The 12,734-nt window shown below is 62.9% G+C and carries 11 protein-coding genes; all 11 read right to left on the minus strand.

Annotated elements, in window-relative coordinates:
• Positions 1 to 18: 18 nt before the first annotated feature.
• Positions 19 to 735, minus strand: a complete 717-nt coding sequence (icmH, locus tag ACF8EA_RS01085) for a type IVB secretion system protein IcmH/DotU (RefSeq protein ID WP_004576640.1) — start codon at positions 733 to 735, stop codon at positions 19 to 21.
• A complete protein-coding gene (gene tssK, locus ACF8EA_RS01090) occupies positions 732 to 2,075 on the minus strand; it encodes a type VI secretion system baseplate subunit TssK (RefSeq protein ID WP_021785681.1) in 1,344 nt (447 codons plus the stop codon). The genes icmH and tssK overlap by 4 nt, the downstream gene beginning before the upstream one ends.
• On the minus strand, positions 2,072 to 2,794 hold the full coding sequence (tssJ, locus tag ACF8EA_RS01095; RefSeq protein WP_275967355.1) for a type VI secretion system lipoprotein TssJ: 723 nt from the start codon (positions 2,792 to 2,794) through the stop codon (positions 2,072 to 2,074). The genes tssK and tssJ overlap by 4 nt, the downstream gene beginning before the upstream one ends.
• A 24-nt stretch (positions 2,795 to 2,818) precedes the next feature.
• Positions 2,819 to 5,416 carry a type VI secretion system ATPase TssH gene (tssH, locus tag ACF8EA_RS01100; RefSeq protein ID WP_103444322.1) on the minus strand — a complete coding sequence of 866 codons (2,598 nt, stop codon included), beginning with the start codon at positions 5,414 to 5,416 and terminating at the stop codon, positions 2,819 to 2,821.
• Positions 5,413 to 6,483, minus strand: coding sequence for a type VI secretion system baseplate subunit TssG (gene tssG / locus ACF8EA_RS01105; RefSeq protein ID WP_392520975.1), 1,071 nt, complete (start codon positions 6,481 to 6,483; stop codon positions 5,413 to 5,415). The genes tssH and tssG overlap by 4 nt, the downstream gene beginning before the upstream one ends.
• Positions 6,447 to 8,267 carry a type VI secretion system baseplate subunit TssF gene (gene tssF / locus ACF8EA_RS01110; protein ID WP_103444323.1) on the minus strand — a complete coding sequence of 607 codons (1,821 nt, stop codon included), beginning with the start codon at positions 8,265 to 8,267 and terminating at the stop codon, positions 6,447 to 6,449. The genes tssG and tssF overlap by 37 nt, the downstream gene beginning before the upstream one ends.
• Positions 8,267 to 8,749, minus strand: coding sequence for a type VI secretion system baseplate subunit TssE (gene tssE, locus ACF8EA_RS01115; RefSeq protein WP_003248355.1), 483 nt, complete (start codon positions 8,747 to 8,749; stop codon positions 8,267 to 8,269). The genes tssF and tssE overlap by 1 nt, the downstream gene beginning before the upstream one ends.
• Before the next feature lie 26 nt (positions 8,750 to 8,775).
• Positions 8,776 to 10,278, minus strand: coding sequence for a type VI secretion system contractile sheath large subunit (tssC, locus tag ACF8EA_RS01120; RefSeq protein WP_103462541.1), 1,503 nt, complete (start codon positions 10,276 to 10,278; stop codon positions 8,776 to 8,778).
• A 14-nt stretch (positions 10,279 to 10,292) separates the two neighbouring features.
• Positions 10,293 to 10,832, minus strand: a complete 540-nt coding sequence (tssB, locus tag ACF8EA_RS01125) for a type VI secretion system contractile sheath small subunit (RefSeq protein ID WP_028697264.1) — start codon at positions 10,830 to 10,832, stop codon at positions 10,293 to 10,295.
• A 64-nt stretch (positions 10,833 to 10,896) separates the two neighbouring features.
• A complete protein-coding gene (locus ACF8EA_RS01130) occupies positions 10,897 to 11,646 on the minus strand; it encodes a hypothetical protein (RefSeq protein WP_028697263.1) in 750 nt (249 codons plus the stop codon).
• A gap of 438 nt (positions 11,647 to 12,084) precedes the next feature.
• Positions 12,085 to 12,654, minus strand: coding sequence for a hypothetical protein (locus tag ACF8EA_RS01135; RefSeq protein ID WP_021785689.1), 570 nt, complete (start codon positions 12,652 to 12,654; stop codon positions 12,085 to 12,087).
• Between the last annotated feature and the right edge of the window lie 80 nt (positions 12,655 to 12,734).

The following is a 12,734-nucleotide window of genomic DNA, read 5'->3' on the forward strand; positions in this document are numbered from 1 at the left end:
CGGCTACCTGGTATGTGCTCAGGCACTGAACAGCTGGCGGATTTGTTCGGACAGGGCGGCGACGTCCTTGTCCAGCAACCAGTCCAGCGTCAGGTACACGGCGACGCAGACCAACGCGATCAGCGCCAGATACACCCACAGCGGTACTTCATGGCGCAGCATCTGCGACACCTGGTCGGGCAGTGCCCAGTCCGGTGACAGGGCCTTGGGCGCCTTGCGGTAGCGGGCAATATCCTGGCCCAGGGTATTGGCCAGGTACCGCAACTGGTCTTTCTGGCCGAGGCTGAACTTGCCCTCGAAGCCCAGTGCCAGGCACAGGTGGTAGACCTCGAGTACGTCAATGTTCTGCTTGACGTCGGCGCGCAACGCGTCGACCTTTTCGAAGAAGCCTTCGCCGGCCAGGTGCACGCCGAAATAGCGGAACTGCAGCGGCTGCAGTTCAAAGTGCCGACGCAGCGCGTTGTCGTCCGAGCGCAGTACGCTTTCGTCGAGGAAGGCGCACAACGCGTATTGGGTGTCCTTGACCTGCTCGACGCTATAGTTGGCGGCACGGGCATCACGTTCCAGGTTGGCGAAGAAACGTTCGACGCTACCTTCGAAGGCCTGCACCGAAGTGACCTGGCGACCGCGACGTACGATCAACGCCATGCTGATGAAGTCCTGGACCAGGTCCTTGAGCGTCGGTTTGTCGCTGGCGGCCGGGACGGCGCCCTGTTGCAGTACGGCTTCGGTCATTTGAGCACCGCCATCAGTTCAAGCTTGAGGTTGGTAAAGGCGCTGGGCGCATAGAAGCAGATGGCCTGGGCGCTGATCATTCGTTCATACACAGTGCCGTGCGGCTCGATGGCGAAGTACTGGTTGTCCAGGCGCACCGGAATCGCGTTCGGCAGCCGCGCGGCGTGATTGAGGGTGACACCCGGCATGGCGCTGTTGACCACCACTTCAATGTCTTCCGGCGAACCGACCTTGAACGCACGGGGCACCAGCTCCAGCAGGCTGGCGCCAGGCATGTCGGCGTGCACGGCGATATAGAAGTCGGCCTCGGCCAGGCGCGGGTCATGCAGTTGGCCTTGCCAGTGCGATGGCTTGGTCTGGGTAAGGTTGATGACGATGCACTGGTTGGGCACGACGTTGTCGAGCATCACCCGGATCATCTCGTCGAGCTTGACCAGCGACGCGGCCGGGTCGTGGTGGTCGTATTCGGGGAGGTCGCTGAGTTGGGTGTCCAGGGTGAAGGTCAGCAGGCCACCGGCCAGGTCGGCCAGGAACAGGTACAGGCGTTCCGGATGCAGGCGCGGGTGGGCCAGTAGATGAGCCAGTTGCGGGTGGGCACGGTTGACCGTGTTCAGCAGCCAGAACAGGGTGACATCGCTGGAGCCGAACTCGGCGATCTGGTCGGCGCGCTCGCGGCGCCGGCCGGAAAGCGCCTTGCTCTTGGCCTGCAGGGCGCCGAGCAGGCGCTTGCCAATGCCGGCAATGGTCTCGTGGCTGCCCAGGTGCAGGGTGGGGTGGACGAAATGCGGGTCAAGGTTGAAACCGCCCATGCTGTTGCGTGTCAGCTTCGCCAGGGGGCAGTGGCTGTAACCGTCGAGGCTGTCACCGTCGACCAGCAGTACGACGTTCAAGCGCAAGCTGGTGATTTCGTTCTCCAGCTCGCCTTCATTAAGGTCGGGCAGGGTGTCGAACTGCTTGCGAAAGCGCCGAGCAGCCTTGTGTTCGTGGCCATCCTCGACGTAGTTGCGGCCGAATGGCTCGGGCAGCTTGAGCGCAGCATACACCTTCAGGTCGTTGGCCTTGAGCAGGTCCTTGAGGTCGCGCGCGGCCGGCAGCGGATCGTGCTGCGGCGCGTCGTAGAGGCTGCCATCGGGGAACACCAGCTTCAGGCGCTTGAGCTGCAGTGAACCAGTGGCCAGGGCGTCCTCGTCCACCTGCAGCGCCTGAACTCCCCAATGGAAAGGGGTGCTGCGCAGGGTCGCCTCAGCCAACTGGTGCTGATGGAATTCGTCCTGATACTGGAAGTGTTGGGGCAGCAGGAACATGCCTTCCGACCACATCACCCGGCTCTGCTTGCTCATTTGACGCTATCCACTAAAGAATTGAAGGTTGAATCCATGGCGTTGCTGGCCGACTGGCTGGCGGCGTCGGTGGCTTTGTCGACGACCGCGTCCTGCATCTTGTCGGTGAGGGGCGTGTCGGCATCCTTGGCCTTCTGCGCAGCTGCAAGCTGGTCGGCGGTCGGAGGTTTGTTGAGTACATCCACGCCCCGCATGGCGCTGATTTCGGTGTTGTCCACCAGCACCCGCAGGCCGTCGGAGGAGAACCAGATACCGTCCTTGCGCAGCGAGTTGGCGTCGAAGGCGACTTTCCAACGCGCGTCATGCTCATCGCGGAAGAACGCCGCCACGCCGACGTAGCGCGCGCTCTTGGCCAGCGGCCACTGGTCGATCTGGCCGATGCCAGGCAGCAGGGTAATCTCGCGGGTTTCCACCAGGGTGTTGCCCAGGGCTTTTTGCGGGGCGTCCCACAGGGTCTCGGCATCGGTAGCCGCGAAGCGCTCGAGGTCGGTCAGCTGGTACACGCGCATCACCACCGACAGCGGCCTGCCCTCGGCGTCAGGGTTGAGCTGGTTGCCGCCGTCGGAGGTCAGGATGACCTTTTCGCTGTCGGCCAGCATGTCGGCCGCCCAGCTGTCTTCCATGCGCTTGCCGATACGGTCGGTGACCCCGCAGCCGGCCAGCGCCACCAGCAAGGCGACTGCGGTCAGGCGTTTGAGGGCGATGTGCTTGTGTTGCATGACGGCAAAACCTCCGGGTACTGGTCAGGCCAGGCGATAGGCGAAATCGCCATCGCTGCCCAGCTCGATCGCAAGGTGCTGGATCGGCGCGTCCTGGGCCATACGCTCGAGCACGCGCTGGGCGAGTTCGGGCATCAGGGTCTGGGACAGGATGTTGTCGATGTTGCGTGCGCCGCTGTCGACCTCGGTGCAGCGCGCGGCGATGGCCTTGACCAGTGCCTGGTCATAGCTGAGCTCGGCCTGGTGGTTGCGGGCGAAGCGCTTGGCGATGCGTTCGAGCTTGAGGGCGACGATGCGCTCGAGAATCTGGTCCTGCACCGGGTAGAACGGCACGATGCTCAGGCGACCGAGGAAGGCCGGCTTGAACACGTGGTTGAGCTGGTCGCGCAGGTCCTCGACGATCGCCTCGGGCGTCGGCAGCTCGGTGGCGTTCAGGCAGGTCTGCATGATGCGCTCGGTGCCGGTGTTGGAGGTGAGGATGATCACCGTGTTGCGGAAATTGATCTCGCGGCCCTCGCCATCGTCCAGCACGCCCTTGTCGAACACCTGGAAGAACAGTTCGAGCACGTCGGGGTGGGCTTTTTCCACCTCGTCGAGCAACACCACGCTGTACGGCTTGCGGCGCACCGCCTCGGTCAGTACGCCGCCTTCGCCGTAGCCGACATAGCCGGGTGGCGAGCCCTTGAGGCTCGACACGGTGTGGGCTTCCTGGTACTCGGACATGTTGATGGTGATCAGGTTGCGCTCGCCGCCGTACAAGGTGTCGGCCAGGGCCAGGGCGGTTTCGGTCTTGCCGACGCCGCTGGGGCCGAGCAGCAGGAACACGCCAATCGGTTTGTTCGGGTCTTCCATGCGCGCTCGGGAAATCTTGATGCGCTTGCCGATCTCATGCAGGGCGTGGTCCTGGCCCAGCACGCGTTCACCAAGCAGGGCCGGCAGGCGCTGCACGGTATCGATTTCGTCACGCAGCATCTTGCCCAGCGGGATGCCGGTCCAGCCGCTGATGACCTGGGCGATGGCGCCGCTGTCGACCAGCGCGTGGACCAGTGGCTGGTCGCCTTGCACGCGAGCCAGCTCGGCACGCAGGGCATTGAGCTGCTGGGCGTCGGCATCGTTGGCGGCGTCCAGCGCCTTGAGCTGTTCGACCAGCTCCAGCTCCTGCTGCCACTGGGCATTGAGCTGCTGTTCTTGCTGTTGCTCGGCCTGCAGGGCAGCCTGCAGCGCTTCCAGGCGGCGGGCATGGTCGTGCCCCTTGCCGGCTTCGTGGCCGAGCACGCCGATTTCCGCCTGCAGGTTGTCGATCTGCCGGCGGCAGTCTTCCAGTGCCCCGGGCAGCGAAGATTGCGCCAGGGCAATGCGCGCGCAGGCCGTGTCGAGCACGCTGACCGCCTTGTCGGGCAGCTGGCGGCCGGTGATGTAGCGGTTGGACAGGCGTACCGCCTGCACCAGCGCTTCGTCCATCACCGCCACCTTGTGGTGCTCGCGCATCTTGCCAAGCAGGCCGCGCAGCATGTGAATGGCTTTGTCTTCGTCGGGCTCTTCCACTTTGACCACCTGGAAGCGGCGGGCGAGGGCGGCGTCCTTCTCGAAGTACTTCTTGTATTCGGCCCAGGTAGTGGCAGCGATGGTGCGCAACTCGCCACGGGCCAGGGCCGGTTTGAGCAGGTTGGCGGCGTCGTTCTGCCCGGCCTGGCCGCCGGAGCCGATCAAGGTGTGGGCTTCGTCGATGAACAGAATGATCGGGTGCAGGCTGCGCTTGACCTCTTCGATCACAGCCTTGAGGCGGTTCTCGAACTCGCCCTTGACCCCGGCGCCGGCCTGTAACAGGCCCAGGTCGAGGGTGTGCAGGGCAACGTCCTTGAGCACCGCTGGCACGTCACCCTGGGCAATGCGCAGCGCCAGGCCTTCGACCACGGCGGTTTTGCCGACCCCGGCTTCGCCCGTGAGGATCGGGTTGTTCTGCCGGCGGCGGGTGAGGATGTCGACCATCTGCCGTACTTCGAACTCACGGCCCAGTACCGGGTCGATACGGCCCTCGCGAGCGCTTTGGGTAAGGTTGACCGTGTACTGGTCCAGCGCCGGGGTCTTGCCGCTGGCCTTGCCCGACGTGCTCACTGGCGCCGCTGGGCTGGCCAGTGGGCTGGCCTGCCTGGACTCGGCGCTACCTTCCACCAGCGCGGCAAGGTTCAGGCGCAGGTCATCGGCGTTGATTTTTTCCAGCTCCGGCGCCGAGGCGATCACCACGCGACGCAGTTCAGCATCGTCAAGCAGCGCCTGCAGCAGGTGGGCGCTGCGCACCTGGCCTACGCCGTACTCGATCGAGGCCAGTAACCAGGCTTGCTCGATCATGCGGGTGATGTGCGGCGACAGCGCCGGGGTGCGGGTATTACCTTTCTTGAAGGTGCCCAGGGCGGTGACCAGCTGCGCCTGCAGGCGTTCGGCGACGACCTCGTAGTGGCGCAGGATCGGCGCCAGGTCGCTGTCGTTGTTGTCGAGCAGTTGCAGCAGCAGGTGCTCCACTTCCACGTCGTAGTGGTGCTCCGACAGGCACAGGGCCGCCGCGCTTTCGGTGGCCATGCGGCTGGTTTCGTTGAGCTTGGCGAACAGAGACTTCAGGTTCACAAGGCGACCCCATCGTAAGGAATGTGGAAGACGGCGCAACGCGAAGGCTCCGCGTCGCGACCAGGGCGTTTGAGCCAACCCAGCCAGCCCAGGGCGACATTGCCGCTACGGCCCAGTTGGGCACGTGGCACCGCCTCGCGCTTGAGGCGCGGGGCGATTTCGAAGTCCAGGCCGGCACCTATATAGAAGCGCACCAGCTCGACCAGCTTGCGATAGCACTCGGTACCAGGCTGAAAGCGCTGGTAATCGGCCAGGTTCAGTGGGCCCAGCTCGATGCGGATGCACGATTGGTAGTCCCAGATCCGCTTGCCAGCAACAGCGCTGTGGCCAAGCTGGGCGTTGTGCCGCCCAAGCTGGGTGCGCTGTTCAGGCGGCAGCTGCAACCAGCGCCCGGCGAATTGCCTGACGTGGATCGGCAGCGAGAAATAGAAGCCGAGCATTCGCTCAAGGTTCAACGCGTTGCGCGGCTTCTGGCTGAGCAGGCCGGCAAAGTAGCTGAACAGCTCACGGCGCAATGCTGACGGCTGTTCTTCAAACTTCAGCTGTTGGGCGCGCGGTCCGAGGCCGACCAGGTTGAGCAGGTAGCCATCGAAGCCCGAGGTGCCATTGCGCTCGTGCTCGATGTGGAATTTGTATTTTTGCCAGGCCTCGTAGAACAGCGTGGTCATGCGGTGCGAGAAGATGTCGAGAAACGCATGGGCGGCATCGTCGCGATACTGCACGTGGCGCTCGAGCAGCAGTTCGGTGTATGGGCGCGGCAGCACGCCCGACGGCCCGACCAGGCCCATGAAGGTGACCTGCACTTCCGACAGCGGCAAGCCGGTTGGCGACACCTTGCCTTCGCGCTCGAAGTGCAGGTCGCTGACCTCGCTGGCCGGGAACGCCAGCGACAGCTGGGTACGAAAACGCAGCGGGTCTTCGTGCGGCCGGGTCGCCAGGTCCATGCGCCCGGTGCGGCTGTAATGCAGGCGGAGCAGGCGCACCAATTGGAAGAATTCGAATCGGTGCGGCTCGGCTCGGGCCTGATCGATCAGACCAGGGGCTGATCGCCGGTGCGTGCTGGCCATTGTACGACTCTCTTTTCTCGTTGTTGGGTGCGCAGGGTCAGTTGGGTGAAGCTGTTCATCGAGCAGTACTGGCCGAAGAAGTGGTCCAGCACCTTGCCGAATAGAAATACGCCACTGCCGATGAACTGGCTTTCATCCAGGGTCAGGGTGATGCCGACGCCGCGCACGAAATTAGGCCGCGGGTGGCCGATGCGCGCGACCACCGGTTCGCTGCTGATCGCCTTGATGCCGTTGATCTGTTTGCGAATGGCGGAGACATTGCGGTAGTTGTACAGCGACAGCAGCTCCAGCAGCACTTCGCGGCCTTGGCTCACCAGGGACAGATGGTTCAGCGACAAGTGGGCGATCAACCGCCAGATCAGGCCCTTGCCCAAGGGCACACGCACCGTGGCGGTGGGCTTGCGCAGGCAGCGGATATCCTTGATCACCGAGTTGGCGGGAATGGTGAAATCGCCCCGTTCGCCACCGAACGGCAGCATCAGTGGCACGTCGCGGTTGCTGCAGGTAAGGCCGATGCTCAGGGTGTCGCTGCTGGCATCAATCAGCTCCAGATCGCGGTCGACCACGCGGATGCTCATGGCAGTGGCGTCACCCTGGTTTCGCCGGCGCGCGACCCAGAAACTGCTGTGTGGGTCTTGCTCGCCCCGTGGTTCGAAAAACGGCTGGCAGGTGGCGACCTGGTCGATGCCGCCGAGTTTGCGCACCCGCCGTACCCGGTCGATCGATACCACTTCTGCCGCGTTGTGCAGCCGTGTGTCAGGGGTGACCTGGTATTCGTGCTGGGTGTGGGTCAGCTTGATCGGCTCGGCCTGCTGGCGGAACAGGTTGATGATCGGCGTGCAGTTGAGCTTGAAGTTGTTGCGCCCGATGTTCTGGGTCAGCCGCGCCAGGCGCTCGCTGAGGTCGTAGTCGGAGAAATAGAAGTTGAGCTCTACCTGCTCGATGGCCTTGCCCTGCAGGATGCGGGCAAATCCACTGAGGTCGAAGAACATGAACTTGTCGGGGAAGGTGAAATACTCGTGCAGCAGGCGGTAGCCCAGGAATGAGCGTTCGGAGTAATCCACCAGGCCTTCGTCACGGGCGTAGCCCACGGCTTTCAGGGCGTCGGCCGGCAGCGCCACTTCGCGGCTGCGGCCCTGGTCATCGAAGCTTAGCGTGGCCTTGGCCAGGTTGTTGAACAGCAGTTCGTACAGCTGCAGCATCAGGGTCGCTTCGCCGTCGAGGAAGAACCGCAGGCGGTTCATGTCCATCTGCCCGAACAGGGCATCGCCAGTGGCTGCCAGGCGGATGCGCAGACGAGCGACCAGGTCGGCGCTGTGCCCGTTGAATGCCGAGCGTTCCATTTCTGTGAACGAGGCCTGCTGCACGGCAATCGGCCACAGCTCTACCGGGAAGCAGGTGCGGAACTTGCACACCACGCCTTCCACGGGATTGGCATGCATCTCGGTATGGCGCGCCACTCGGTAGGCTTCGGTGACCTTCTCGTGCCTGCCCAGGCTCAGTTCGACAATCGACATCGACGGAGTAGGGCGCAGGTAGTGGGGGTACAGCACCTCGAGGAAGGATTCGACGATTTCCGGAAACTCGTCATCGAGCTTCTTGTGCACCCGCGCAGACAGGAACGAGAACGCCTCGATCAGGCGCTCGGTGTGCGGGTCTTCGCAGTTGTCGCCCTCGATCAGCAACCGCGAAGCGATCTTCGGGTACTGCGCGGCAAACTCCTGGCCGAGAAAGCGCAGGTGCGACAGTTCCTGTTCGTAGTAGGGCAGCAGTTCGTCGAGCATCAGTTGAGGTTCTGCACTTTGTATTCCTGGGTGTTGACCTGCAGCACGGCGTCGAATGACACCTGGCGGCTGATGTCCTGCAGACGCAACACGGCGTCCACGCGGAAGGTCAACATGCGGTGGCCGTTCTGCTGGGCCAACAGCTGAACACGGACCCGGCGAAAGCGCCGGTCTCCGGTGCTGATCGCCCGCTCCAGCTGTTGCTGGATCAGGCGACGATCGTGCGGGTCGAGCACGCTGCGGCTGATGAAGTCCGGCATGCCGTATTCAAGGATGGAACCACCGAGCTGGCTGAAGCCGTCGAGCTCTTCGGCGACCAGGGACTGGCGGGTGTTCACCAGCACTTCGAGGTCGCGGACGATGCTTGCCTTGTACTCGGCCAGCGAGCAGGTGCGCTGCGCTGCGGGCTCGGCCGACTGGTAGGGACGGTCGTCCAGCAGTCGGTCGAGCAGCGAGGGCAGCAGGCGGGCCTGGTTACTCATGTGTCATCCCTGTACACAACGGCCTGTCAGCCGCGCGCGCCCTGTGGCAGCTCGGCAACCAGCCGCAGCGAGGCGGTCAGTTCATCCAGCTGGTAGTGCGGGCGCAGGTAGGTCACGGCCTTGTACACGCCTGGCTTACCGGGCACTTCGAACACCTCGGCGCGGGCTTCGCGCAGCGGGAACTTGGCCTTGGCCTCCTGGCTGGCGGTGTCGTCGAGCAGCACGTAGCTGGCCAGCCACTGGTTGAGGAAGCGCTCGACATCCATGCGCGAGGCAAAGCTGCCGATCTTGTCGCGCATGATCGCCTTCATGTAGTGGGCGATGCGCGAAGTGGCGAAGATGTATTGCAGCTGGGCCGACAGGCGTGCGTTGGCGTTGGCGATGTCGGTGTTGTACTGCTTCTGTTTCTGCGCCGACTGGGTGCCGAAGAACGCGGCATAGTCGGTGCCCTTGCAGTGCACCAGGGGGATGAAGCCCAGGTCCGACAGCTCTTTTTCGCGGCGGTCGGTGATGGCGATTTCGGTCGGGCACTTGAGGGCGATTTCGCCGTCGTCGGTCTTGAAGGTATGGGTCGGCAGGCCTTCGACCAGGCCGCCACCTTCCACGCCGCGGATGGCCACGCACCAGCCGTAGCGGGCGAAGGCATCGGTGACGCGGGTGCCGAGGGCGTAGGCGGCGTTCATCCACAGGTACTTGTTGTGGTCGCGGCCATCGACGCTTTCGACGAAGTTGAATTCTTCCACCGGGGTGGTATCCGGGCCATACGGCAGGCGACCGAGCACGTGGGGCAGGGTGAGGCCGACGTAGCGCGAGTCTTCCGAGGCGCGGAACGACTTCCACTTGGCATATTCCACAGTGTCGAAGATCTTCGCCAGGTCACGCGGGCCGGACATCTCGGTGAACGAGTCCCAGCCGAACAGCTCGGACGAGGCGGCCGAAATGAACGGGGCGTGCGCCGCCGCGGCGACGTGCGAGATCTCTTCGAGCAGGTACATGTCTTCGGGGTTGCGGTTGAACTCGTAGTCACCGATCAACATGCCGAAAGGTGCACCACCGAAGGTACCGTACTCTTCTTCGTAGACCTTCTTGAACAGCGCGCTCTGGTCGAATTCGCTGGCGGCCTTCAGGTCGCGTACCAGGTCTTTCTTCGAGGCATTGAGCAGATGGATCTTCAGCGTGGTGCTGGTCTCGGTCTGGTCTACCTGGTATTTCAGGCCGCGCCAGGAGGCTTCCAACTGCTGGAACTCGCGGGCGTGCATGATCTCGTTCATCTGCTCGGAGAGCATCGCGTCGATTTCGGCGATACGCGAATCGAGCACGGCGATCAGGTCCTTGCTCGGGGTCATCTCACCCTCGAGCACCTGGTTCACCAGTTCGCCAATCAGGTCGCGGGTGCGGTTGCGCTCGGTGTCGGAGCGGGCCACGCGGCTTTGCGAAATGATGCTGTCGAGCAGCGAGGGCTGTGGCGCGAAGTTTTCCACTTCGACCAGGTCGCCGGCCTGTTGCGGTACGGTTTGCTTGTCGGTCATGTTCGGGCTCCTGCTCAGGCGCGATCGTCGCTGGACGGGTCTTTCACTTCGGCTTCACGGCCGAATTCCTTGCCCAAGGTCTTGAGCTTTTCGGTGTTCTGCAGCACGTCCATCAGCAGCTCTTCGAGCTTGTCGTTGCCGCCCATCTTGTTGCGCAGGTCGGCCAGTTTGTTGCGCACTTCCAGCAGCTTGCGCAGCGGCTCGACCTGCTTGACCACGTTCTGTGGCTCGAAGTCTTCGAGGCTGTTGAAGTTCAGCTCCACGCCCAGCTGGGTACCGTTCTTGGCCAGGGTGTTGTCGACGCGGTAGGTCAGGCGTGGCTTGATGCCCTTGAGCACGCCATTGAAGTTGTCGCGGTCGATGAATACGAACTTGCGGTCCTTGAGCTTGGGCAGCGGCTCCAGCGGGTTGCCGGAAAAGTCGCCCAGTACGCCGACGACGAAGGGCAGCTCTTTTTTCTCGATGGCATCGCCGATGTCCACGTCGTAGGTGATATGGACCCGAGGCGCGCGAACGCGGTCAAGTTTGTGCTGAGTGCTTTCCTTCTTCGCCATCGTGTTCTCCAGTGCGAGCAATTCGCTGCGAATCATTGCGCGGCCCGGTGCCGGGCGCTGCGCGTTACAGTCCTTCGATCGTCAGCAGCAGGCGCTGACGGATTTCGTCGTTCATTTCCAGAATGTTGTCGCGGCCTACCAGTTCTTCGAAGCTGGTGTTGCCGGCAATCTGCGTGCTGCTGCGGATGACCGAGTCGTCGGGAAGTTCCGAGCGCACCGGCGAGCTGATGACGCAGAACGGCAGGTCGCCAAAGCCCTTCAGGCGCTCGAAGCTCAGGCCGTAGCGCAAGCCCTCGAACAGCCGCCCAAGGCCAGGCGACTTGCTCAGGCAGTAGAACAGCACCAGGTAGTGCACCACGAAGCGGTACAGCTCGGCGCTGCTGCGGTTGGGGTCTTTGATGACATTGCGAAACCGCGCCAGGTCGAAGGCGTGGAAGCCCACCACCCAGCGGGTCGGGCTGGTGATGCGGATGACCTGGCCGCTGTGTTCCAGGGTCTTGTCGTATTCCAGCGGGAACAGTTCGGGGGTGGTGCTGATCAGGTTCAGCGGTACTTCCAGCTCGGTGACCAGCTGGAACGGCGCGGCCGAGCCGATACGTTCGTAGAGTTCGACCAGGGCCTGGAAGTGGCCCTGGGTTTCGCGCCCGCTGCTGCGTTGGGCGCCTTGCAGGTATTCGCCAAACAGGGTTTGCGGACGGATCAGCGGTGCCACGGTGGCAAGGTAATCCGCCGCCTGCGCCTTCAGCGCATCGGAGATCGCCCGCGTCTGGCTACGCAGCTTGATCAGTGCTTCGACATCGAATGTCTGTGTCATCGGTGCATCGTCCATGAGCCTGCTTGATCGTCCTGAAACGCCAATGGCGTGGACCTGAAAATCGCGCCACTCGGCTGCGGCAATTTGAATGCTGGCACATGAATATCGTGTTGCCAGCAATGCCGAATAGGGCACCTCGCCGGGGAAGAAGTTCCGGTGAGGGGCGCGATTTTTTCCCTGTTTTGTGATGCGGTGCAATGATGGCGTCATGACATTGCGCGCAGGTTTCGAGCACATGGAATGGGGCTTTGACCCGCAAAATCAGGGGGAGTAGGTGTCAAGATCGCGGCAAAAATTGGCGTGAAAAGAATTTTTCAAAAAGTGATCTGGGTCGCATTTTTCAGTGCTACGCCGTTCATGCCAGTCTTTCATCGCAGCGTGTTTTCGTGATGGCAATGCGACGGAATATGCCGCGTCGAAGCGGGTCCGTATGGGTTGCTACAGCGACTTTGCGCCGGCGATGCGACCTTGGATTCCCCACTCCCACAAGCACCCTAGCAATGCATGTAATTCATCGGTGGCCTCGACCAACAGCACGCCGTTTTCATACAGCACGGCATCGCTGAGCGTGCCCATGCCGCGAGGCATCGCGAACAAGCTCAGGCGCACCTGCTCGGTATCGCTGTGCAGCCGTGAACGGTAGCCCAGGAGGGTATTGGCCCAGCTTGCGTAGCCGCCATCGCGCAGCAGCAAGGTTGCTGCTCGTGCCAACACCGCCGAGATCTCCGTCAGGTTGCAAATGCACGGGGCAGCCGTGCCACGCTGGGCGCCGGGTTGCATCATCAGGGCGTGGTCCAGTTCGCGGCGGCGGCATCGAACAACCATGGGCAGCGCTGCCGAAGGTTCCTGTAGCCAGGCCTCGTATCGGGCCTTGTCGATGCGGTAATACTCTTCGTAATCGACCAAGGTATTGCTGACTGGGATGGACAGGTAGCACTGCTGCGAAGCCAGTTCTATCCCGAGGGCAAAGCGGTGCTCGCGGCTTGTGTAGGTGTCATTGAATTTCATGCTGAGAAGCACCTTCGAGGTGGGTTGTTAGCGGCCATCACTTGGGCATGGCTACCTGCCTGGGCATTTCGTTGCCAGTA

Origin of the sequence: Pseudomonas sp. YQ_5 (genome assembly GCF_043103305.1) — a bacterium.
GTDB classification, from domain to species: domain Bacteria; phylum Pseudomonadota; class Gammaproteobacteria; order Pseudomonadales; family Pseudomonadaceae; genus Aquipseudomonas; species Aquipseudomonas putida_Y.